This is a genomic window from Polaromonas sp. AER18D-145, from assembly GCF_002379095.1.
Lineage (GTDB): Bacteria > Pseudomonadota > Gammaproteobacteria > Burkholderiales > Burkholderiaceae_C > Polaromonas.
On the sequence record NZ_NBZV01000026.1, the window covers coordinates 20,563 to 43,502 of the forward strand.

At 65.3% G+C, this 22,940-nt stretch carries 22 protein-coding genes; 9 read left to right on the forward strand and 13 right to left on the reverse strand.

The features are described from left to right. Positions 1–29 precede the first annotated feature (29 nt). From ubiA to recG, 5 genes are all read right to left on the reverse strand, one after another. On the reverse strand, positions 30–893 hold the full coding sequence (ubiA, locus tag B7G52_RS13795; RefSeq protein ID WP_096698132.1) for a 4-hydroxybenzoate octaprenyltransferase: 864 nt from the start codon (positions 891–893) through the stop codon (positions 30–32). Between the two features lie 43 nt (positions 894–936). Beyond that, the gene (locus B7G52_RS13800; protein WP_096698133.1) at positions 937–1,455 is read right to left on the reverse strand and encodes a Dps family protein; all 519 of its coding nucleotides are present in this window, start codon (positions 1,453–1,455) and stop codon (positions 937–939) included. Between the two features lie 113 nt (positions 1,456–1,568). Then, positions 1,569–2,552, reverse strand: coding sequence for a LysR substrate-binding domain-containing protein (locus tag B7G52_RS13805; protein WP_096698134.1), 984 nt, complete (start codon positions 2,550–2,552; stop codon positions 1,569–1,571). 220 nt (positions 2,553–2,772) lie between these two features. Further along, positions 2,773–3,276 carry a hypothetical protein gene (locus tag B7G52_RS13810; protein ID WP_096698175.1) on the reverse strand — a complete coding sequence of 168 codons (504 nt, stop codon included), beginning with the start codon at positions 3,274–3,276 and terminating at the stop codon, positions 2,773–2,775. Between the two features lie 51 nt (positions 3,277–3,327). Continuing rightward, positions 3,328–5,559, reverse strand: a complete 2,232-nt coding sequence (gene recG, locus B7G52_RS13815; RefSeq protein WP_096698135.1) for an ATP-dependent DNA helicase RecG — start codon at positions 5,557–5,559, stop codon at positions 3,328–3,330. A gap of 17 nt (positions 5,560–5,576) precedes the next feature. Between recG and queA the strand changes: the two genes are divergently transcribed. From queA to B7G52_RS13830, 3 genes are read left to right on the forward strand one after another with little or no spacing between them, the layout of a single operon-like run. Continuing rightward, entirely contained in the window at positions 5,577–6,623 is a 1,047-nt protein-coding gene (gene queA / locus B7G52_RS13820; protein WP_096698136.1) for a tRNA preQ1(34) S-adenosylmethionine ribosyltransferase-isomerase QueA, read from the forward strand. A 12-nt stretch (positions 6,624–6,635) separates the two neighbouring features. After that, positions 6,636–7,799: a tRNA guanosine(34) transglycosylase Tgt gene (gene tgt / locus B7G52_RS13825; RefSeq protein WP_096698137.1), complete on the forward strand. Its 1,164-nt coding sequence runs from the start codon at positions 6,636–6,638 to the stop codon at positions 7,797–7,799. A gap of 30 nt (positions 7,800–7,829) precedes the next feature. Continuing rightward, positions 7,830–8,831 carry an aldo/keto reductase gene (locus tag B7G52_RS13830; protein ID WP_096698138.1) on the forward strand — a complete coding sequence of 334 codons (1,002 nt, stop codon included), beginning with the start codon at positions 7,830–7,832 and terminating at the stop codon, positions 8,829–8,831. Between the two features lie 82 nt (positions 8,832–8,913). Here the strand turns inward: B7G52_RS13830 and B7G52_RS13835 are convergent, their stop codons facing one another. The 7 genes from B7G52_RS13835 to B7G52_RS13865 form a co-directional block, all read right to left on the reverse strand. After that, a complete protein-coding gene (locus tag B7G52_RS13835; protein WP_096698139.1) occupies positions 8,914–10,257 on the reverse strand; it encodes an Ig-like domain-containing protein in 1,344 nt (447 codons plus the stop codon). A gap of 119 nt (positions 10,258–10,376) precedes the next feature. After that, complete coding sequence (locus B7G52_RS13840; RefSeq protein ID WP_096698140.1) at positions 10,377–11,477, reverse strand: zinc ribbon domain-containing protein; 1,101 nt, start codon at positions 11,475–11,477, stop codon at positions 10,377–10,379. A 71-nt stretch (positions 11,478–11,548) separates the two neighbouring features. Beyond that, a complete protein-coding gene (locus B7G52_RS13845; protein ID WP_096698141.1) occupies positions 11,549–13,498 on the reverse strand; it encodes an MFS transporter in 1,950 nt (649 codons plus the stop codon). A 305-nt stretch (positions 13,499–13,803) separates the two neighbouring features. Beyond that, the gene (locus B7G52_RS13850) at positions 13,804–15,087 is read right to left on the reverse strand and encodes an FIST N-terminal domain-containing protein (RefSeq protein ID WP_096698142.1); all 1,284 of its coding nucleotides are present in this window, start codon (positions 15,085–15,087) and stop codon (positions 13,804–13,806) included. A 36-nt stretch (positions 15,088–15,123) separates the two neighbouring features. Continuing rightward, the gene (locus B7G52_RS13855; protein WP_096698143.1) at positions 15,124–15,765 is read right to left on the reverse strand and encodes a glutathione S-transferase family protein; all 642 of its coding nucleotides are present in this window, start codon (positions 15,763–15,765) and stop codon (positions 15,124–15,126) included. A 52-nt stretch (positions 15,766–15,817) separates the two neighbouring features. Beyond that, complete coding sequence (locus B7G52_RS13860; RefSeq protein ID WP_096698144.1) at positions 15,818–16,675, reverse strand: PhaM family polyhydroxyalkanoate granule multifunctional regulatory protein; 858 nt, start codon at positions 16,673–16,675, stop codon at positions 15,818–15,820. A 220-nt stretch (positions 16,676–16,895) separates the two neighbouring features. Further along, on the reverse strand, positions 16,896–17,702 hold the full coding sequence (locus B7G52_RS13865) for an enoyl-CoA hydratase/isomerase family protein (RefSeq protein WP_096698176.1): 807 nt from the start codon (positions 17,700–17,702) through the stop codon (positions 16,896–16,898). A gap of 149 nt (positions 17,703–17,851) precedes the next feature. On the opposite strand from B7G52_RS13865, the gene B7G52_RS13870 reads away from it, so the two are divergent. From B7G52_RS13870 to B7G52_RS13885, 4 genes are read left to right on the forward strand one after another with little or no spacing between them, the layout of a single operon-like run. Further along, the gene (locus B7G52_RS13870) at positions 17,852–18,220 is read left to right on the forward strand and encodes a TraR/DksA family transcriptional regulator (RefSeq protein WP_096698145.1); all 369 of its coding nucleotides are present in this window, start codon (positions 17,852–17,854) and stop codon (positions 18,218–18,220) included. A gap of 43 nt (positions 18,221–18,263) precedes the next feature. Beyond that, the gene (locus B7G52_RS13875; RefSeq protein WP_096698146.1) at positions 18,264–18,638 is read left to right on the forward strand and encodes a hypothetical protein; all 375 of its coding nucleotides are present in this window, start codon (positions 18,264–18,266) and stop codon (positions 18,636–18,638) included. 60 nt (positions 18,639–18,698) lie between these two features. Next, the gene (locus tag B7G52_RS13880) at positions 18,699–19,112 is read left to right on the forward strand and encodes a VOC family protein (protein WP_096698147.1); all 414 of its coding nucleotides are present in this window, start codon (positions 18,699–18,701) and stop codon (positions 19,110–19,112) included. Positions 19,113–19,139: 27 nt separating this feature from the next. After that, positions 19,140–19,745: a MarC family protein gene (locus tag B7G52_RS13885; protein ID WP_096698148.1), complete on the forward strand. Its 606-nt coding sequence runs from the start codon at positions 19,140–19,142 to the stop codon at positions 19,743–19,745. 21 nt (positions 19,746–19,766) lie between these two features. Here the strand turns inward: B7G52_RS13885 and B7G52_RS13890 are convergent, their stop codons facing one another. Next, on the reverse strand, positions 19,767–20,783 hold the full coding sequence (locus B7G52_RS13890; RefSeq protein ID WP_096698149.1) for a fumarylacetoacetate hydrolase family protein: 1,017 nt from the start codon (positions 20,781–20,783) through the stop codon (positions 19,767–19,769). A gap of 165 nt (positions 20,784–20,948) precedes the next feature. On the opposite strand from B7G52_RS13890, the gene B7G52_RS13895 reads away from it, so the two are divergent. Together B7G52_RS13895 and B7G52_RS13900 are read left to right on the forward strand one after the other, a co-directional pair. Next, positions 20,949–21,782 (forward strand): IclR family transcriptional regulator, encoded by an 834-nt coding sequence (locus tag B7G52_RS13895; protein ID WP_096698177.1) that lies wholly within the window; start codon positions 20,949–20,951, stop codon positions 21,780–21,782. After that, a complete protein-coding gene (locus B7G52_RS13900; protein WP_096698150.1) occupies positions 21,779–22,855 on the forward strand; it encodes a DUF3108 domain-containing protein in 1,077 nt (358 codons plus the stop codon). The genes B7G52_RS13895 and B7G52_RS13900 overlap by 4 nt, the downstream gene beginning before the upstream one ends. Positions 22,856–22,940: the final 85 nt, after the last annotated feature.

Genomic DNA, 22,940 nt, shown 5'->3' on the forward strand with positions numbered 1-22,940 from the left:
TTTTAATAGCAGATCAGCGACCTGTGTGATCACCAGCCGGCCAAGGCGTAGGACAACGCGATGCCGGCGAACACCGTGAACCCCAGCCAGTGGTTCAGGCGAAAAGCCCTGAAGCAGTCGTCGCGCTCGCGCCGGCGGATCAGCCAGCCATGCCACAACGCCTGCCCCAGCGCCACCACAATCGCTATGAAATAAATAGCTGGTTGCGAAATATCCATCAGGGCCCAGGCCCAAATAGACAGGTAAATCAGGTAACTCGCCATGACCGCCGCCACGTCGAAGCGACCCAGCGTGATCGCCGAGGTTTTCATGCCGATCTTGAGGTCATCATCGCGGTCCACCATGGCGTATTCGGTGTCGTAGGCAATCACCCAAAAGAGATTGCCCAGCAACAGCAGCCAGGCCAGCGCCGGCACGCGCGACTGCACCGCGGCAAACGCCATGGGAATGCCGAAGCTGAAGGCCACGCCCAACACCGCCTGCGGCATGGACACAAAACGCTTGGCATAGGGGTAGACCACGGCCACCGCCAGCGCGGCAAACGACCAGGCGATGGTGGCGGTGTTGGTGGTCAGCACCAGGCCAAAAGCCAGCAGCGCCAGCACCGCCCCCAGGATCAAGGCTTCCCGGACGGACACCGCGCCACGCGTCACCGGGCGCTGCGCCGTGCGTTTGACATGCCGGTCAAACTCGCGGTCGGCGACGTCGTTGAGGCAGCAGCCGGCACTGCGCATCAGGATGGTGCCCAAGGTGAACACCGTCAGCAGGTGCCAGCCGGGGAAACCGTGCGACGCGACCCACAGCGCCGACAGCGTGGGCCAGAGCAGCAACAACCAGCCGGCGGGTCGGTCCCAACGGATCAGTTGCAGGTAGAGGGCGAGTTTGTTTTTCAAGCCCTCAATTCTGGCACCACTCCCCCGCCCCGAATGCCAGCCCTTATTCCTCCAGTAGGGAGCGCAGCATCCAGGCGGTCTGCTCGTGCACGGTCAGGCGCTGGGTCAGCAGGTCGGCGGTCGGCTGGTCGTCGGCCTTGTCGGCCACCGGGAACAACTCCCTGGCCGTGCGCGCCACCGCCTCATGGCCCGTCACCAGGATGCGCACCATCTCCAGCGCCTTGGGCGGGGTGGTGGGCGCGTCGGGCACCGAGGCCAGCTTGCTGAACTGCGCATACGAACCGGGCGCCGGATGGCCCAGCGAACGGATGCGTTCGGCCACCGGGTCCACCGCCGCCCACAGCTCGGTGTATTGCGTCATGAACATGGCATGCAGGGTGTTGAACATCGGCCCGGTCACGTTCCAGTGGAAGTTGTGCGTGGTCAGGTACAGCGTGTAGGTGTCCGCCAGCAAGCGGCTCAGGCCCTGGGCGATCGCGGCGCGGTCTTTTTCGCCGATGCCGATGTTGATGGGCGGCGCGCCAGTGCGGCCGGCGGAAACCTTGGGAGACGTTTTGGCCATGGTGTGTCCTTGATTGAAAGAGTCTGGACTTCACTCTAAGCAATCGGCAAGCGCAAGGCAACAGTCAAACTGCATCGCCCTGATAGGCATCATGAAATGCCTGCGGGCGCCGCTCAGGACAGGCGTGTCACGCCCGGCAGTTCGCAGGCGTATATCGCGTTGCGCAAGGCGGCGATCGCTTCGTAACGGGTGAAACTGCGGCGCCAGGCCAGCACCACACGCCGCGTCGGCACATGGCCCTCAAACGGCAGGTAACGGATGTAAGAGGGCAACTCCGGCACTTCCCGGCTTTTGGCTTTTGAAACGGCTTTGGCAGGCGCCGGCGGCAGCAGGGCCTCCTTGGGCACGCTCAGCCGCGGCACCAGCGTCACCCCCATGCCGGCCGCCACCATGTGTTTGATGGTCTCCAGCGACGAGCCTTCAAAACTCTTGCGTATGCCCTCGGCATTGCTCGAAAACCGGGCGAACTCGGGGCAGACCTCAAGCACGTGGTCGCGAAAGCAGTGGCCGGTGCCGAGCAGCAGCATGGTTTCTTTCTTCAGTTCTTCGGCGGTGATGTTGCTGCGTGCGGCCAAGGGGTGGTTGCTCGGCACGGCCGCCATGAAGGGTTCGTCATACAACGGCGCAATCGCCAGGTTGGTGTCGGGAAAAGGTTCGGCCAGGATGGCGCAGTCGATCTCGCCGGTGCGCAGCTCTTCGAGCAGCTTGACGGTGAAGTTTTCCTGCAGCATCAAGGGCATCTGCGGCGTGAGCGCAATCGCCTGACGCACCAGGTCGGGCAGCAGGTAGGGGCCGATGGTGTAGATCACCCCCAGGCGCAAGGCACCGGCCAGCGGGTCCTTGCCGCGCTTGGCAATCTCGCGGATGCTGTCGGCCTGCTCCAGCACACTTTGCGCCTGGCGCACGATCTCTTCACCCAGCGGCGTCACCGTGATCTCGTTGGCGTTGCGCTCGAACAGCTTGACCTGCAGCTCTTCTTCGAGCTTCTTGATCGCCACGCTCAGGGTCGGCTGCGACACATGGCAGGCCTCGGCGCCCCTGCCAAAATGTTTCTCGCGGGCGACGGCCACGATGTATTTGAGCTCTGTGAGAGTCATCCTGGTTCACCATTTCTGCAAGCGCCTGCGGCCGTCGCCAACGATCTTGTCCGGGGGTCGATCCCCACAAGCGGGGCCCCTCGCCCTGTCCCTCCCAAGATCCCAGCCACGATGTATTTGAGTTCGGTGAGCGTCATGGGCTTATTGTGCGGCTTTTCCCCCGCAATGGCGCCAGTACCGCCCGTCCTGGTGGGAGGCAACAGTACACACCGCTCAACAGCTACTCCAGTTTTTGATCCTCGCTCTTGGCTTCGGCCATGGCCTCCGGCTCCAGATGCTCGGCAAAGGTGTTCAGCCGGATAAAAACACCCCAGCCTGCCAGCAAGACGCCAACGGCGACCAGGAAGGCCGCCACGCTGGCGAGCTCTGCCGGGTCATCATGAATCACCTTGAAGCTTGCAACCAGCCCTTCCACGGCAAGCGCAATGACGATGACCACCAGAAAACGCGACAGGTAGCGGCGCACCCGTGTTGGCGCGCTGACCTGCACTTCGCGGATCACCTCTTCCTCGAGAATGGTCTGTGCAATTTGCAGCGCAACAACGGCCACCGCGATCAGGCCAATCGCTTCGATAATCCCCTGTGCGGCCGATGCATTGAGACCGCCGGCCAGCGCCGTCCAGCCGGTACGTGCAGCAATGCCCACGATCACCAGGGAAGCGATGGCAAAAAGAACCGCGATCAGGACGTGGATGGAGGCAAACAGGCGCAAGAATATTTTCATCAGAAGATGGTAGCAGCGCCGCATGGGCTCCGCCCATTTGAAATGCCCCCATCAAGCCTTCAAGAACTCCGCCTTCCCCCCCAGCCACCGCAAGATATGCCGGTGCGCCAGCTCAGGGTACCTGTCCAGCATCACCGGCGCCAGGGCCCGCGCCCAAGCCAGCAGCGCGGTATCCGTCGCCAGGTCGGCAAAGCGCAACAGCGGCGCGCCAGACTGCCGCGCGCCCAGAAACTCTCCCGGCCCGCGGATCTCCAGATCGCGCCGGGCGATCTCGAAGCCGTCCTGTGTCTCCACCATGGCCTTGAGCCGGGCGCGTGCGGTCTCGCCCAGGCGTGGCGCGTCCCCGGTGGCATACAGCAGCACACAGGCCGAGGCCGCAGCGCCGCGCCCGACCCGGCCGCGCAGCTGGTGCAACTGGCTCAGGCCGAAACGTTCGGCGTGCTCAATCACCATCAGCGAGGCATTGGGCACGTCCACGCCGACCTCGATCACGGTGGTGCTGACCAGCACGCCGAGCTGGCCGCTGGTGAACAGCGCCATCACCGCCTTTTTCTCGGCCGGCGGCATGCGTGAATGCAGCAGGCCGACGGGGGTGCCGGGCAAGGCGGCGCTCAGGGCCTCGTGCGTCTGCGTGGCGTTGATCAGGTCCACCGACTCGCTTTCCTCGATCAGCGGGCAGACCCAGTAGACCTGCCGTCCCTCGGCGAGCTGGCTGCGTATGCGCTCGACCACCTCATCGCGCCGTGCCTCGCTGACGACCCTGGTGACGATGGGCGTGCGGCCCGGTGGCAGTTCGTCAATCGTCGACACATCGAGGTCGGCGTAATAACTCATGGCCAAGGTGCGCGGGATCGGCGTGGCGGTCATCATCAAAAGATGCGGCTCTTCGCCTCGCGCCCCCTCTCCCGTTCGCCCTGAGCTTGGCCTGTCCTGAGCTTGTCGAAGGGTCGAAGGGGAGCCCGAGGCTTCGACGAGCTCAGCCCGAACGGCATGCTGGGTCATCTTGCTGCGCAGGGCCAGCCGCTGGGCCACGCCAAAGCGGTGCTGCTCGTCGATGATGGCCAGCGCCAGGTTTTTGAAAATCACCTTGTCCTGGATCACCGCATGGGTGCCGACCACCAGGCCGGCCGCGCCGCTTTCGATCATGGCCAGGGCTTCGCGCCGCTCTTTCGCCTTCTGGCTGCCGGTGAGCCAGGCGGTCTGGATGCCCAGCGGTTCGAGCCAGCCGATCAGCTTGCGAAAGTGCTGCTCGGCCAGGATTTCCGTTGGCGCCATCAGCGCACACTGCCAGCCGGCGTCCATGCAGCGCGCCGCGGCCAGCGCCGCCACCACGGTTTTGCCGGAACCCACGTCACCCTGCAGCAGGCGGTGCATGGGCACATGCCTGGTCAGGTCGGCGGCGATCTCGGTGCCGACGCGCTGCTGCGCGGCCGTCAGGCGAAAGGGCAGGCGCTCCAACAGTTGCTCCTGCAGCGTGCACTGGGGGCCGCGCATCGCGGGCGGCGCCAGCGCCGGCGCGCGCATGGCCGCACGCACACGGCGCGCCTGCAGCTGCGACAGTTGCTGGGCCAGCAGCTCCTCGGCCTTCAGGCGCTGCCAGGCCGGGTGGCTGCGGTCCTCCAGCGTGGCCAGCATCACGTCCGGCGTCGGGTGGTGCAAAAACTGTAGCGCCTCACGCAGGCTGGACAAGGGCTGAGGCAGATTTTTGCTTAAAAATTCGGCCGGCAGGGTTTCCGCCAGGTCGGCCCGCGCGAGCCCGCCGAGCACGGCCTTGCGCAGATAGGCCTGCGGCAAACCGGCCACCGTGGGATACACCGGCGTCAGGGCAGTCGCGAGTTCACCGCCGGCGGCGCGAAAACTCGGGTGCACCATTTCGCGGCCCACAAACCCGCCGCGGATCTCGCCGCGCACCCGCACGCGCGCCCCCACGCTCAGGGTCTTCTGGTGCGCCGGGTAAAAATTGATGAAACGCAGCACGCAGGTGTCGCTGCCGTCGTCCACCGTCACGCGCAGCTGCCGGCGCGGGCGGAACGCAATTTCGCTATGGGTGACCTGGGCCTCGATCTGCACCATGTCACCGTCGCGTGCATCGGCCAGCCGGGTGATGCGGGTTTCGTCCTCGTAGCGCAGCGGCAAGTGCAGTGCCAGGTCGATGTCACGGCGCAGACCCAGCTTTTCCAGGGCTTTCTGCGGCTGGGACTTGGGCGCAACCGCGCTGCCCGTGCCAGCCACGGCCGGCGGCGCCTTGGGTGGAGAAGCAGCGGGGACAGACCGGGTGGGCATGGGACAATTGTGCCTTCATGAACACGCCTTTCAAGCTCAGTGATTTTGATTTCACACTCCCCGACGAACTGATCGCCCAGCACCCGGCCGCCGAACGCAGCGCCTCGCGCCTGCTGGACGGCCGGGGCGACACCCCTGTGGACCGGCGTTTTACCGATCTGCCGGACCTGCTGCAGCCCGGCGACCTGCTGGTGCTCAACGACACCCAGGTCGTCAAGGCGCGGCTGTTCGGGCAGAAAAGCAGCGGCGGCCGGCTGGAACTACTGATCGAGCGGGTGCTCTCGCCCACGCCGCAGGCCGGCCATGAAGTCGCCGCCCACATGAAGGTCAGCAAGAAGCCGCTGCCGGGCGCGGTGCTGCAGATGGACGGTGGCTTCACCGCCACGCTGCTGGGCCGCTGGCCCCACGAGGACGGGCCGCTGTACCGCTTCGCCCTGAGCAGCGATCCGTATGCGCTGATGGCCAGCCACGGCCATGTGCCGCTGCCGCCCTACATCACCCACACCGACTCGGCCGTGGACGAGCAGCGTTACCAGACGGTGTTTGCCAAAAATCCGGGCGCGGTCGCCGCACCAACCGCCGCGCTGCATTTCGATGACGCGGTGCTGGCCCGGCTGGAAGCCCGCGGCATCCAGCGCGCCAGCGTGACCCTGCACGTCGGTGCCGGCACCTTCCAACCCGTCAAGACCGAGAACATCGCCGATCACCAGATGCATTTCGAGCGCTTCGAAGTGCTGCCAGCGACGCTGCAGGCCATCCGGGAGTGCAAGGCGCGCGGCGGCCGCGTGGTCGCGGTCGGCACCACCAGCGTGCGCGCCCTCGAGTCGGCGGCCAGATTCGGACCCGACTGCAAGGACACCAACATCTTCATCACCCCGGGCTTCGAGTTCCAGGTGGTGGACCTGCTGCTGACCAATTTCCACCTGCCCAAAAGCACGCTGATGATGCTGGTCAGCGCCTTTGCCGGCTACGAACACATCATGGCGCTGTACCGCCACGCCATCGCCCAGCGTTACCGCTTTTTCAGTTATGGCGACGCCATGCTGCTGCAACGACGCCCCTGAGACAATCACCCCATGCTGAAATTTGAAGTCCTGACCACCGACACGGCCACCACCGGCCCCGAGGGCCCCTACCTCGGCTCCTTTGCCCGCCGCGGCACCCTCACCCTGAACCACGGCGTGGTGCAGACCCCCATCTTCATGCCGGTCGGCACCTACGGCACGGTCAAGGGCGTGATGCCGCAGTCGCTGCACGAGATGGGCGCGCAGATCATTCTGGGCAACACATTTCACCTGTGGATGCGCCCGGGGCTGGACGTGTTGCGCCAGTTCGGCGGCCTGCACAAATTCGAGAACTGGCACAAGCCCATCCTCACCGACAGCGGTGGCTTCCAGGTCTGGTCGCTCGGTGAGATGCGCAAGATCTCCGAGGAAGGCGTGAAGTTCGCCTCGCCCGTCAACGGCGACAAGCTGTTCCTGACGCCCGAGATCTCGATGCAGATCCAGACCGTGCTCAACAGCGACATCGTCATGCAGTTCGACGAATGCACGCCTTACGACACCAAGGGCCACATCACGACCGAGGACGAGGCGCGTTTTTCGATGGAGCTGAGCCGGCGCTGGGCCCAGCGCTGCGAGGATGAGTTTGCCCGGCTGGAGAACCCCAACGCGCTGTTCGGCATCGTGCAGGGCGGCATGTTTGAAAACCTGCGCCAGGAGTCGCTCGATGCGCTGGTCGAAATGGACTTTCCCGGCTATGCCGTCGGCGGCGTCAGCGTCGGCGAGCCCAAGGAGGAAATGCAGCGCATCATGGCGCACACGCCGCACCGCCTGCCCGCCAACAAGCCGCGTTACCTGATGGGTGTCGGCACGCCGGAAGACCTGGTCGAAGGCGTGGGCGCTGGCGTCGACATGTTCGACTGCGTGATGCCGACGCGCAATGCGCGCAACGGCCACATGTTCACGCGTTTCGGCGACCTGAAGATACGCAACGCGCGCTACAAGACCGACGAGCAGCCGGTGGACAGCACCTGCAGCTGCTACACCTGCAAAAATTTCAGCCGTGCCTACATGCACCACCTGGACCGCTGCGGCGAGATGCTGGGCCCCATGCTCAGCAGCATCCACAACCTGCACTACTACCTGAACCTGATGCAGGAAGTGCGCGACGCGCTCGACGCCGGCCGCTTCGGCGCCTTTGTGCTGCAATTCAAACAGGACCGGCAACGCGGCGTCTAGCCCGCTGTCCATCAAAGACAAGGAACTCCCATGAAATACCGCCGCCTTGGAAACAGCAACCTGAAGGTGTCCGTCCTGTGCCTGGGCACCATGATGTTCGGCGAGCAGACACCGGACGGCGAGGCGGCGCGCATCGTCGCTTCGGCGAAGGAGCACGGCATCAATTTCATCGACACGGCCGACGTTTACAACGAAGGCAAGTCCGAAACCCTGCTGGGCAAACTGCTGGCCGGACAGCGCCCGCACTGGGTGTTGGCCAGCAAGCTGGGCAACCAGGCCGGCCAAGGCGTGAACCAGGGACACTATTCGCGCAGCTGGATCATGCAGCAGACCGATGCCATCCTGGCGCGGCTGGGCACCGACTACCTCGACATCCTGTACCTGCACCGCGACTTCCACGGCGAAAACCTCGACGAGGCGGTGCGCGCGCTGGGCGACCTGATACGCGCCGGGAAAATTCGCAGCTTTGGCCTGTCCAACTTCCGCGGCTGGCGCATTGCCGAGATCATGCGCATCTGCGAGAAAACCGGCGTGCCGCAGCCGGTGGTCTGCCAGCCCTATTACAACCTGCTCAACCGTGGCCCCGAAGTCGAAATCCTGCCGGCCTGCGGCCACTACGGCCTGGGCGTCGTGCCCTACAGTCCGCTGGCGCGCGGCGTGCTCACCGGCAAGTACCCGCCGGGCCAGCCGCCGGCCCAGGGCACACGCGCCGGCAGCGGCGACAAACGCATCCTGGAAACCGAGTTTCGCGAAGAGTCACTGGTGATCGCCCAGAAGATCAAGGCGCGCTGCGAAGCCAAAGGCTGGGTGCCGGGGCAGTTTGCCGCCGCCTGGGTGCTGGCCAATCCGCTGGTCAGTTCGGTGATTGCCGGGCCACGCCTGCTCTCGCACCTGGAAGATGTCTATGGCGCGACCGACTTGGTGCTGGACAGCGACGACGAGGCCTTCATCGATGAGCTGGTGATTCCGGGCCACGCCTCCAGCCACGGCTACAACGACCCGAGCTACCCCTTTTACGGTCGCCCGGTCTGAGCCGGAAGACCGCTATTGAATCAGTAGCTGCCTGCGCCCATTGCATAAGGGCTGCAGGCAGTTTTTACTGAGAATTTCCGGCTTAACCCTGCTTCTGGAACAGCACCAGCTTGGTCTGGGTGGCGACCATGCCGTCCTTGCCGGCCGTCATCGACACCTCGTAACGCGTGCCGGGCAGCGGAAACTGCGGCGAGAAGCTGAACGAGAAGTTGCCGTTGCCATCGGCCTGAACCCGCTGCGTCAGCAAATCCTGGTTCATGCCAAACAGGCCGGCGAGCGTTCCGACGGCGCTGACCTTGACATCCACCACCGCGCCTGGGGCGGTGCGGCCGCGCACCACCACCGGGCTGCCTTCCACCGAAGCGTTGTTGGCGTGGCTGGTCACCTGCAACAGCACGGTGGCAGGCGCGGCGCTCACGGCGGCAGCCACGTCGAAGGTCCAGGTCTGGCGCACGGCATTGCCAACCATGTCCTTGGCCGTCACGTCCACCGCGTAGCGGCCAGCGGGCAGGTCTGCGCGGTAGGTGAAGAACTGCGGCGTGATCTGGGTGGCGGCGGTGACATCGCGCCCCGCCAACATGAGGCGCACGCTTTTCGGGTCCACGCCCACGCCGCCTGCATCGTCAAAGGTGCCGGACACCGAGGTGTTGGCGCTGCGCGTGATCGACTCACCGTCGCGTGGCGACAGGTTGCGGATCACCGGCGGCTTCGCATCGGCCATCAGCGGCTGGGTCAGGGTCGAGGTGACCGCGCGGTCGCCGACACGCAGGGTGGCGACGACAGGCCGTGACGGCGCCAGGTTGTCCAGGCGACGGATGGTGTAGGCGCCCTCATAAACACCGGGTCGCACTTCGCGCATCGCGACATTGTTGATGACACCGGGAATGTCGAACTCCGCCGTACCGCCCGGCGCGCCGTTCAGCGTGAAGCGCAGTTCAGCGCCAGGCTCGAGCTTGTCGACCGGCGCCACCGAGAAGCGGTCGATTTTCAGGCCGGGGGGCGGGGCTACAGCAACCGGCGGAGCCACGGGAGCGTTCGAGCCTGCAATGCCGGCCGGGAAACTGTAGTTGGCCACGACGCTGCGGTTGCGCACGCGCAGCGTGGCGCGGATGGGACTGTTTTCGGCAATCCGGTCCTGGCGCCGGATGGTGTAGCTTCCCGTATAAACGCCGCGGGAGGTTTCCTTCAGCACAATTGTGCGCGGAACGCCGCGCACGCTGACACTGACTTTCCCACGCGGCGTTGCTTCCACAGTGAACTCCAGATCGGCCCCGGCAGTGAGGCCACCATCAGAGTCCACCTCCAGCGACCGCAACTCGGGCGCGGCTGGTTGCGCCATGGCGGTGCCCGGCAGGGCGAGCAGGGCCGTGGCGGCGGGAAGCAGCAGGAAAAAGGCTGCCACCTGGTTGCGTATCTGTTTTTTCATGATGTTCAAACCTTGTAAATGGGTTTGCCCACTGTGATGGCAGCGCAGCGCGAAACCTGTAGGCGCCGGGGATCGCCGGCCGTAGGCGGCCAGCGGGAAGCACCAAGGACAAGACGCCGTCAGCCCATGGGTATCGGGCCTGCCTGCGCGGCAGCGCCGGGGGCAGGCTCGGGAAGCGGCCTCGGCCGCTTGCCATCGGCACCGCAAGCGTGGCAGAACTTGGCAAACGCACTCTTGCGCGCGGTGCACTGCGGGCAATGGTCGAACAGGCCGATGCCGCAGTGCGGGCAGAAGTCGATCTCCGGGTTTTTCAGGTCCACCGCCCGCTCGCAGCCGGGGCACACCCCCTTGGACAGGCGGGTGAGCGCCGTGTCATAGCTCAACTCCTCACGGCGCTGCGCATCGGGCAGCTGCTCGGCGAGTTTCTGCTTTTCCAGGTAGCGGTTCAGCGAAACAATCGCCTGCCGCCCGACCAGCACCGTGATGAGGATGCCGACGATGTAGCGCACATAACCGCCGTAACTGGGCAGGTAGGGCACGAGCTCCACAAAAAAAGCGAACAGTGCAAAAAAGATGAAGCCCCAGACAAAGGGCCAGTAGGTGCTTTTGCGCTTTTTGGCAAACAGCCAGCCGGCCGCCACCAGCAGCGGCAGGGTCAGGGCCAGCCGGTACAAAAACACGCGCAGCTCCTGGGCGCGCCGCGCGCTCTGCCACTTGTCCTGCGCCGCGCGCTCCAGCTCAGCGATGCGTTCACGCGTGCGCGTGGCGCCCTGGCTGGCGTCCAGTGCCTTCTGCTGCTCGGCCTCCATCGCGGCCAGCGCCTGCCGCTCGGCCGCCTTCAGGCCATCCAGCGCGCGTGTCCGTTCGATCAGCTCCGGGTCCTGTTCGGCCCGTTCGGTCGCCCGCCGCGTCGCCAGCCAGTTGCTGAAGGTCTCGCTGGCCGAGCGCGAATTGGCCTGCGCCACGCGCAGCTTGAGCCTGGCCTGATCCAGCGCTTCCTGCGCCTGGCGACCCTGGCGTTCCGCCGTCTTGAGGTTCTCGCGCGCCTGGGTAGCGGCGGGCTGCTCGATGAAATCGTCCAGAGACAGGGTTTTCTCGACCTGCGGCAGGTCGCCCACGATCGTGCTGCCCAGCCCGATGAGGAAGGCGGCAAAGACAAAGGCAACCAGCCAGAGGCCGCGCTGAAACCATTTTTCGGACAGGCGTAATGCTTTGCTCACGGAGGCTCCATTTCCTGGAAAAAAATAAGTAACGGGGGTGGTGGCAATCGGACGAGGGCAGGCCGGCCGCTTCAGGCCTTCTGCAGCGCCATCACGCGGGCGCGCAGGCTGTCGGGCTGCACCTGGGCGGCCGCCATGGCAGGCCCGGCGTTCAGGCCCACCCGGCTCAGCAGGCCGCGCCGGAACGGCCGCACCATGGCGCCGCCCTGCTCGATGCGGCTGAAAAAGGAACCCCAGAGATTCGTCAACGCCATCGGAACCACCGGCACGTTCAGGCCATCACGTTTGGCGTTCTCCAGGATCTTCATGATGCCGCCCTTGAAGGGCTGGAGCTCGCCATCCCGGGTGATGCCGCCCTCCGGAAAGATCGCCAGCAGGTCGCCGTTGCGCAGCACCCTGGCGGCCGCCTCGAAAGCCCCTTCATAAGCCACCGGGTCTTCGGCGCGCGGCGCGATCGGGATCGCCCTGGCGAGGCGGAACAGCCAGCCGAGCACCGGCATTTTGAAAATGCGGTGGTCCATCAGGAAATAAATCGGCCGCGGACTGGCCGCCATCAGCAGGAGGGGGTCGATAAAACTCACGTGGTTGCAGGCCAGCACGGCCGCCCCCTGCGCCGGGATGTTGTCGTCGCCCTGGACCCTGAAGCGGTAAATGCAGCGCGAGGCGATCAGCGCGATAAAACGCAGCAGGTACTCCGGCACCAGCATGAAGATGTAAAACGCCACCACCGCATTGGCCAGACCGACGAACAGAAAGACCTGCGGAATGCTGAAGTCGGCCTTGAGCAGGGCGCCCGCAAGGATGGCGCTGACGATCATGAACAGCGCATTGAGAATGTTGTTGGAAGCGATGATGCGGGCGCGGTGGGTAGGCTGGCTGCGCAGCTGGATCAGGGCATACATGGGCACGCTGTACAGGCCGGCAAACAGGCTCAGCAGCGCCAGGTCGGCCATCACACGCCAATGGGCGGGCTGCGCCAAAAAACTGGCCAGGCTCATGACGGGCGCCGGCGGCAGTCCGCGCGAGGAGAAATACAGGTCGATCGCAAACACGCTCATGCCGATGGCGCCCAGCGGCACCAGGCCGATCTCGACATGGCGCCGGCTCAACACCTCGCACAGCAGCGAACCGGTGGCAATGCCGATCGAAAAAACCACCAGCAGCAGGGAGGCCACCTGCTCGTTGCCGTGCATCACCTCCTTGGCAAAACTCGGAAACTGGCTCAGGAAGACCGCACCGAAAAACCACATCCAGCTGATGCCCAGCATGGAACGGAACACCACGATGTTGCCGTACGCGAGCCGCAGGTTGTGCCAGGTCTCCGTGACCGGGTTCCAGTTGATCTTCAGGCCAGGATCGGTGGCGGGCGCAGAAGGAATGAATTGCGCCACCACCCGCCCCGCCACGGCCAGCAACACGCAGGACAGCGCCACATAGAGCGGACCGACACCCGGCACGGCCACCATCAGCCCGCCGACGATGTTGCCCAGCAGGATCGCGACAAAAGTGCCCATCTCGACCATGCCATTACCACCGGTCAGTTCGCGCTCGTTCAGGGCCTGCGGCAGGTAGGCGAACTTGACCGGGCCGAAAAGCGTGGAATGCAGCCCCATCAAAAAGGTGCAGGCCAGCAGCAGCGGCACCTGCAGGTTCACGTCGCTGCTGAGAAAGCCGGCGGCCGCCACGGCCATGATCACGATTTCCAGGTTCTTCACGAAGCGGATCACGCGCGTCTTTTCGTATTTGTCGGTGAGCTGCCCGCTGGTCGCCGAAAACAGCAAAAAGGGCAGGATGAACAGCGCACCTATGACCAGCCCCGCCAAGGCGGGCGGCAACCAGCTCACGCTGAGCTGGTAGGTCACCATCACGGTAAAGGCGAACTTGAACAGGTTGTCGTTGGCAGCACCCGAGAACTGCGTCCAGAAAAAGGGGGCGAAGCGGCGCTGCCTCAGGAGGGCGAACTGGTTCGGATGCCCATGTACCGTCGGCGGGGGCAGCGGAACAACTGTTTCGGCACGCATGATGGACTCCTCTTGTTTTCAGCTGGTGATGCGACCCGCGCCCGGTTGCCCGTCTGCGCCCGCAAGGGTGATGCGGATTCTGCCTTGATTTTCATGACAGTCCCGCTGCAACGCTGGCCCGGGCCCCGGGCCGCCGGCAGGGAATGCGCGGACTGTGTCCGGCGCAGACTATTGAGACTTCAATAAATCATGACAGGCCAAACTCCGTTCGCCCTGAGCCTGTCGAAGGGCCCTTCGTCTGGCTCAGGGCAGGCTTCGACAGGCTCAGCCCGAACGGTGTGGTGTCATGAATGATGAAAACATCTCTAGCCGGCCGCTGCGGTAAACACCGTCAGCACGCCGGTGTAGCCATAGAGGTTGTGGCGCGCTATTTCGCCGCCGGCAAAAAACCCGACCAGCGGCACGTCGCCGAGGGCGCGCCGCACAATCTGCAGCTCCGCGCTGGGCGCGCCGAAGTGCGGGCCGCCGCGCCCGGCGCAGCTGATGTAGATCGCACCGGCGATGCGCCGGGCCGGGTGCGGCGCCGATTCGGCCTCGGACGCGCTCAGCGCACTGGCGACTTCCAGCGTCAACTCCTCCGGCTCCAGCTCCTCGCGGATTTCGGCGCAGACGCGCACCAGGTCGGCGCGCGCCGCTTCGGCATTGCGTTCGCAAAAAGCCAGCTTCATGCCCTGGCTGGGCACCTCGGCAATGGCCACGCCCTGGCGCACCGGGTCCAGGCCGATGATGTGTCGCACCAGCACATCGGCCCCGAACTGGCCCGGACGCCGGATCCGGCCGTCCTGCAGGGCGGCGTCGGCGCTGCGCAGGCCGACCAGCGTGGTCCGCACTTTTTCGAGCGCCTCACGGGGCGCATCGAGTGACACGCCGAGGTCGGCCAGCATCACGTCGAGCGCGCTCTGGCCGTCCAGTTCCGTCACCACATTGGCGTCGCAGGCGGTGATCTCGTGCTCCCGCGAAACTGGCTGGCAGCCTTGTGTCACACGCGACATCAGGCCGGCGCCCTGGGCAAAAGCCACCCCGCTCAGGCCGCCGCTGAACACCCCGCCGGCGGCGCCCTGCCCCTTCACATTGCCGCTGCCGCTGAGCGCGAACTGGACCGCCTTGCTGCGGCTCGACGCCAGCCCGCCAAACACATAGCCGCTGCTGGTGCGCTGGGCCATCTCGGCGATCAGCTCGGCCACGTCGGGGGTGCCGGCGTCGGCATGCACCAGCGCGGTGTGCGCCTGGAAATGGCTGGCGCCGGGCGGCGGCAGGGGCGACACGCCGGAAAACACGCGGTACTGGTCTGACGGCAACTCGCACAACATCACCGCCAGCGCGGGCTCGTCGAAATACTCGACGTTGTTCGACGCGATGCCGATGCCGACCGTGCCCGCCCAGTCGGTGATTTCAGGCAGCTCGGCACCCAGGAAATCCAGGATGTCCTGCGCCTGCGCGGTGTAGTGGTCGGTGATGTAAAGCAGGCCCAGGCCCGGCGAGCTGGCATAACCGTGCAGGGCCATCTGCGCGCGCAGCTGGGCCAGCACCAGGCCGGCCGCCATGCGCCATTGCGGGTGGGTGGCATGGCCGTAGGGGAAAAGTTTCATGGTGTTGTCAGGGTAGGTTGGCGCCGACACACTGCCTCACCACTTGGGCAGCAATCGCTCTCCGGGAAGCACATCGTACGGCGAGGCCCAGCCGGGCAACCCACGCAGGCGCGCAAGCCACGCCTCGATGTGGGGGTATCGCCCGGCGACCTCGTAGCCGCTTTCCTCCGACGGGTAAAACAGGTAACCGGACAGCGAGAAGTCGGCGATGGTGGCCGCCCCGCCGACCATCCACTCGCGCGCGGCCAGATGTTTGTCGACGATGGCAAACGCGGCGTCCATCCGCGCGCGCAGCCAGGCCATCACGGCCGGGTCGGGTGCGCTGGGGCCGAAGGCCTTCATGAAACGGTAGGTCGCGAAGTAGCTGGTGAACTTGTGGTTGTCGAAAAACAGCCAGCGCAGCACCTCCAGCCTGTCGTCTTCCGTGGCCCCTTCATACGCGCCATGTTTCTTCGCGAGGTAGCCCAGGATGACGCCCGACTGCGTGAGGCGGCGCGCGCCGTCTTCCAGCACCGGCGCCTCGCCCATCTCGTTGGTCTGCTCGCGCCAGGATTCGGTGCGCGTGACACCTTTCATGAAGTCCACGAAGACGGGCTCCCAGGGCTGGCCCAGGGCGCGCAGCAAAAAGGCCGCCTTGAAGGTGGGGCCCGACTGGCAGAAACCATGAAGACGGTACATGTTGACGCTTTCTTTCAGGTGACCGCCGGCCGGCCACCGGTGCGGCAGGGTTTCAACGCGCGGTCTTGCGCGCCGCCCGGCGCACCGGCGCCTTGGCTTTCGGCTTCGGTTTAGCCTGTGCCGCGGTTTTGGCCACCGCCGGGGTGGGCCAGGCCTGGCTGCTGCGCAAGGCGCTGTCTATTGCCGAGCGGGCGCCACGGGCCACGGTCTTGCCGGCGGAGTTGGCCATGCCCTTGGCGAGGTCCGTGGCCATGCCGGTGGCGGTTTTCATCGCATCCTTGGCCAGGCCGGTGGCCATGTTATTGGTCGTGCTCATGGCGGTTTTTTTGGCGGCGTCCTGCATGGCCGTGGTGGCGATGTTCTGGAACTGCTGCGTCAGCGCGCCCCACCACTGCATGGGGTCAACGACGCCGGGCGAAGCTTCGGCGGCTTTTTCAACCTTGGGCCGGGTGGTTTTGGCCTTCGCGGGCGTCTCGCTGTTCTCATTCTGGTAACTGGTGGGCGGTACCTCCAGCCCCGAGAAAGTCTTGGCCTTGTCGGTGACTTTCTGTACGCCGCCCGCCACCGTGTCGGCCACCTTGAGCTTGAAAGCGTTGGCGACGTCGCCCATGTTGAAGTTCATGCCTTTGAGCGTGGCCAGGGTCATCTTCTGGACTTCCAGCGCCTGAATGGTGGCCTTGAGCGCCATGGCGTTCTGGTCCAGCCAGAACTGGACGGCCTTGAGCTCCTCGATGCGTTTGTCGAGCTCCTCGACATTGAGCGTCGGTGCGACCCAGCTGCCCAGGTTGGGCAGTTGGGGAATGCTTTGCGACGCGCTGCCGGCAGCCTGCTTGGCAAGGTTCTGCAAAAAGTCAAAGCCCGGGACCAGTTTGCCGAACCCGGCAAAAGAGGGGTTGTCTGCGTCGCTCATGCTGTCTCCTGGTGTTGTAGGAAGTGTCCGAAGCCCTGGTGCACTGCACTCATCTGCGGTTCACAGTGCTTTCATTGTGCAGGGTCGTGGCGGCGCGTCAACCCGTTTTTTTACGCAAGGCCGCTCACTAGCCGCTTCGCCCTCACCAGCGAATTTTCAAGGAAAATCAGCTGACAGCCCTTGACTGACAGGCGTCACCAGCTATTGATTCAATAGCAAATCAGGCTTTGGGAGCGTAAGAAGGCGGACGACGCTCGCGCAGGCTGGCCACACCTTCGCGCACGTCGGGGCCGGCAAACCCCATGAACTCCAGCGCCAGCGAGGCGTCGAAGGCCGGCCCGGCCTGACGCAGCCAGTTGTTGAGCGCGTATTTGGTCCAGCTGATGGCGGTTTTCGAGCCGGAGGCCAGGCGGTCGGCCACCTCATAGGCCTTGGGCAACAGCTGTTCGTCGTCCACCGCCAGCGAGACCAGGCCGATGCGCTCGGCTTCCTCGCCGCTGATCGGTTCGCACAGCATCAGGTAATACTTGGCCTTCGCCATGCCGCACAGCAGCGGCCAGACGATGGCCGCGTGGTCGCCGGCGGCCACGCCCAGGCGCGTGTGGCCGTCCACGATCTTGGCGCTTTTGGCGGCAATCGAGATATCGGCCAGCAAGCCCGCCACCAGCCCGGCGCCGACTGCCGGGCCATGCAGGGCGCTGACAATCGGCTTGTCGCAGTTGATCACGTTGTAGACCAGATCGCGCGCTTCCTTCCAGACGCGGGTGCGCGTTTCAAAATCCTCGGCCATGTCCTGCACCAGCGCCAAGTCGCCGCCGCCGGAAAAACCCAGGCCTTCGCCGCGCAACACGGCGCAGCGCACCGAGTCGTCGCTCCCCACGTCACGCCAGATCTGCGCGAGCTCGCGATGGCCAGCGTGCCCGGCTGTCGGCAACTTGCCGTTGAGGGCCTTCATCTGGATGTCCAGCACCGCCCCGCCGACACCGCGGCGCGTGATGTTCAAGGTCTGGTAGGCGCTGTAGTCCATCGTCTGGGCAGTCATGGTGTCTCCGTCAGCTGGCAAAGGAATGCCCGAATTGTGCCCTGCGCAGATCAGGGGCCGCCCGCTTGACCTTCATCAACCGGGGCCATGGCGCCATGGCGCATGATGAAAACGAACACAAGAAGGAATGACCCATGGACAAACAACACAGCGCGCCCTACCAACAGCAATTGCTGGCCATGCGCACCGCCCTGCTCGCACAGATCTCGGCGCAGCGTGGTGGAACCGTCAGCCGCGCTGACGCCGCCGCCGACCATTTCGGCCAGCCGGAGGACTCGCGCGCCCAGGTGGCCTCCGAACGTGAACTCGAGTTCGCCCTGGGCGAACGCGAGACAGCCGAACTCGCCGCGATCGACGCAGCACTGGCCCGCATCGAAGCCGGGACCTACGGGTTATGCACCGATTGCGGCGTCACCATTCCCGCCGCCAGGCTGCAGGCCAGCCCCGAAGCGTGGCGCTGCATCGCCTGCCAGGAAAAGGCCGAGCAAACACGTCCTGCCTGACCCCCTTTTCTTTCTTTTTCTCTCTTTTTCTACAAAGGATTTCATGAGCACTTTTCACGCCGTTGTCTGGATTGACCAGTCCGAAGCCCATGTGGTGATGTTTGACCGCGAACACGTGGAAGCGCAGCGCATCAAGTCGCGCACGCACCATAAACACCAGGGCAAGGTTGACGACAGCGCCGCCTTTTTTTCCGACGTCGCCCGGGCACTGAACGGCACGCATGAAGTGCTGCTCACCGGCCCCGGCCTGGTGCGCAACCAGTTCCGCGACTGGTGCAGCAGCCACCTGCCGGCCGTGGCCGACGCCGTGGTGGACTCGGTGGTCACCGACCACCCGAGCGACGCCCAGCTGGTCGCGCTGGCCCGCCAGTACTTCAAGAAGTTCGACAACATGGCGGCCGATCCTTCGACCGTCTGAGCTCCGGATTTTTTCGCCGGGGCAGCACCCGACGGCGCACAGGCTGCTATCCTTGACCGGATGCGCAGCCTGTTTCATTTCGCCTTCAACGTCACCGATCTCAACGAGGCCCGCCGTTTCTACGGCGGCGTGCTCGGCTGCGCCGAAGGCCGCAGCACCGAGACCTGGGTCGATTTCGACTTCATGGGCCACCAGCTTTCGCTGCACCTGGGTCCGCCCTTCAAAACCGAACGCACCGGCCATGTCGGCGACACGCTGGTGCCCATGCCGCATTTCGGGCTGGTCCTGGCGCTGCCTGACTGGCAGGCCATGGCGCAGCGCCTGCAGGCCGCCGGCACCGACTTCCTGTTTGCGCCGCAGGTGCGGTTTGAAGACCAGCCGGGCGAGCAGTGGACCATGTTTTTTTGCGACCCCTTTGGCAACCCGCTGGAGATCAAGGGCTTCCGCGAGCTGGACGCTGTTTACGCAGCCTGAGGCACATCCTTCACAGTGGCTGGCCAGATGACTTACACCTTTGCCTCTGCCACCATCCTGCTGCTGCTGATCACCGATCCGCTGGGCAACATCCCGATTTTTGCCAATGCGCTGCGCCATGTCGCGCCCGAGCGGCGCGCCTTCGTGATCCTGCGCGAGGTGCTGATCGCCTTTTTGCTGCTGCTGGCCTTCATGTTCGTCGGCGACCGTTTCCTGCGCGTGATGAACCTCAGCGAACTGTCGCTGCAAATCGCCGGCGCGCTCATCCTGTTTTTGATCGCCTTGCGCATGATTTTTCCGGGCGACCATCCGGTGGCGGAGCCGCTGCAGGGCGAGCCCCTGATCGTGCCGCTGGCCATTCCCGCGCTGGCCGGGCCTTCGGCGCTGGCCACGGTGCTGCTGCTGGTGTCGCAGGCACCGGCCCGGCGCATGGAGTGGGTGGCGGCGCTGTGCGTCACCATGGCCGTGTGCGCCGTGGTGCTGGTGCTGGCCGAACGCATCCAGCGGGTGCTGGGCGACCGTCTGGTGACGGCCTTCGAGCGCCTGATGGGCCTGATCCTGGTGGCGATTTCGGTCGAGATGCTGCTGCGCGGCATCCAGCTGTTCATCGTCCAGACGCGCGCTGCGGGCTGAGGGGCGCGCGGCCCCCGCCTCTTATTTGACCGGTGCGGCCGGCACGATCTTCTGGTCAATCGCGCCGAAAATCAGCTCGCCGTCCTTGCCCTTCATTTCGATGCGGATGGTGTCGCCGTATTTCATGAAGGCCGTCGAGGGCTTGCCGTCCTGAATGGTCTCGATCGCGCGCTTTTCGGCGATGCAGCTGTAGCCCTTGGGCCAGTCGGTCTTGCCCTTGACCTCGACACCCTTGTTGCTGACGGTGCCGGAGCCGATGATGGAGCCGGCGCGCACATTGCGAGTCTTGCAGATGTGGGCAATCAGCTGGCCGAAGTGGAAGGTCATCTCCGGCCCGGCGTCACACATGCCGACCTTGCGGCCGTTCCAGGTGCTTTGCACGGTCAGGTTCAGGCGGCCGTGGTCCCAAGCCTCGCCGAGTTCGTCCAGCGTGACAGCCACCGGGCTGAAAGCCGTGGCCGGCTTGCTCTGGAAAAACCCAAAACCCTTGGCCAGCTCGTTGGGGATCAGGTTGCGCAGGCTCACGTCGTTGGCCAGCATCACCAGGCGTATGCCTTCGAGCGCCTGCTCGGGCGTGCTGGTCATGGGCACGTCGCCGGTAATGACAGCGACTTCGGCTTCAAAGTCGATGCCGTAGTCCTCGCTGGGGCAGACCACGTCGTCGCAGGGGCCGATGAAGTCGTCGCTGCCGCCCTGGTACATCAGCGGGTCCTTGTAGAAACTGTCGGGCACCTCGGAGTCGCGCGCCTTGCGCACCAGCTCCACATGGTTGATGTAGGCCGAGCCGTCGGCCCACTGGTAGGCGCGCGGCAGCGGCGCCATGCAGCGCGCCGGTTCAAACGGAAACGCGTGGCGCGCCTTGCCGTTGTTCAGCGTCTCGTACAGGTCCTGCAATTGCGGGGCGAGGAAGTTCCAGTCGTCGAGCACCTGCTGCAATTTGGTGGCGATGCCCGTCGCATAATGGGCCGTCGACAGGTCGCGCGAGACAACCACGAGCTGGCCGTCGCGTGAGCCGTCTTTGTAGGTAGCAAGTTTCATCAGTTTCCTCTGTTCTGGGGGCGGCTGGGTCCGCCTGATTGCACACGGCGGACCCACGGCATTACAGTTACGATAAGTGAAATCAGTTTACCTAAATGTAATTTTTAATTTTAATCGAATTCCATGAAAGAGCGACAACACCTTCTGGCGGACGACCTGCCCGCACTGCCCGCGCAACGAGCGGGCATCCAGTCGGTGGAAGTGGGTTTCAGCCTGCTGCAGGTGCTCAGCGCCTCGCCGGGCGCGCTGATGCTGCGCGACCTGGCCTTTGCTGCCGGCATGAGTGCCGCCAAGGCGCACCGCTACCTCGTGAGTTTCCAGCGGCTGGAGCTAGTGACCCAGGACCCGGGCACCACGCGTTACGACCTCGGTCCGGCGGCGCTCAAGCTGGGCCTGGCCTCGCTGTCACGGCTGGACAGCGTCAAGCTCGCGCGCCAGCGCCTGGGGCCACTGATGGAGCAGATCGGCCAGACCCTGGCGCTGGCGGTGTGGGGCAACCAGGGGCCGACCATCGTGCACTGGGAAGAGTCGCCGCAGGCGGTGACCGTCAATTTGCGCCTCGGCGATGTGATGCCCCTGCTGTCCTCGGCCACCGGCCTGTGTTTCTCCGCCTTCATGGCGCAGCCCGCCGGCAGCCGCAGCGAAAAAAGCCCGACAACCCGGCCGCCCGCCCAAGATCGCCTGACGCCGCTGCTCAGGGACGAACTCGCGCGCATGCACAAACTCGCCCGCAAGGACGTGCCCAAGACCATGGCCGAGGTCACCGCGCTGCTGGAAGAGGTGCGCCGGCGTGGCCTGGCCCGCGTGGTGGACACCCTGCTGCCCGGCGTGGCCGGCTTCTGCGCGCCGGTGTTCGACGCCGACGGCCACCTGGTGCTGGGCATGGTGGCGATGGGCTCGCTGGCCAACTTCGACCCGGCCTGGGACGGCGCCGTGGCCCGGCCGCTGGCAACGGCGGCGCGGCAACTTTCCGCCGATCTGGGATTCACAGGGGCATGAACACCCCGACCGCCCGGCAGGCCCCAGCGCTGCCGGCGCGACCCCTGATCGCCCTGACCTCGCTGGTGGCACTGGCCCATGTGCTGCTGCTGCAGGCGGCGCCGCTGGCATGGGGGCCGGTGCCCGACCCGCAGGCGACGGCGCCACGCCCCTTCATCACGCGAACGCTGGAAATCAAGCCCGAACCGGTCGTGGTCAGTGCGCCCGCAGCCACGCCGGTGCGCCCGCGCCCGGTCCGGCGCCGCGCCCCGGTTTCACAAGAAAATCGGGCTCCAGCCCCCGATCTGAAAGCGCCACCAGCTATCGAATCCATAGCACCACCAGCCAGTGACAGCACGACCCCGCCGGCCGAAATTACCGCGACCACCACCGAACCGGTCGCGCCCGCACCCGTGGAAGCAGCGGCGCCTTCCTTGCCAGGCGCCAGCACGGCCCTGACCATCCCCGGCTCGGTGCGCCTGAAATACGCGATGACGGGGCGATCAAAAAACATGGACTACAGCGCCTTTGCCCAGCTCGACTGGCTGCAGGACGGCCAGACCTACGACGCCAAAATGGTGGTCAGCGCCCTGTTCCTGGGATCGCGCAGCATGACCAGCAGCGGGCGCATCACCGCCGACGGCCTGGCGCCGACGCGTTTCCTGGACAAGTCCCGCAGCGAACGCGCTGCCCATTTCCAGGCCGACAAGGGCAAGATCAGCTTCAGTGCCAACACGCCCGACGCCCCCTGGCTGCGCGGCGCGCAGGACCGCCTGAGCGTTTTTTTGCAACTGGGCAGCCTGCTGGCGGGTGCCCCGGCCAGCTACCCGGTCGGCAGCAGCGTGTCGCTGTACACCGCCGGCCCGCGCGAGGCCGACACCTGGACCTTCACGGTCGAGTCCGAGGAAACCCTCAGGCTGCCCGCCGGCGAAGCCGCCACGCTCAAGCTCACGCGCAAGCCGCAGCGCGACTACGACCAGACCGTTGAAATCTGGTTCGCGCCCGCCATGGACTACCTGCCGGTGCGCAGCCGCATCACCCAGCAGAACGGCGACTTCATCGACCAGCAACTGCGCGTGGTCGAGAAACCCTGACATCCGCAGGCGCCACCGCGTCTCTTTCCTTCACGCTGTGATTTTTTTGGCATTTCGGGGCATTTCAGGGATTAACCCTGTGGCT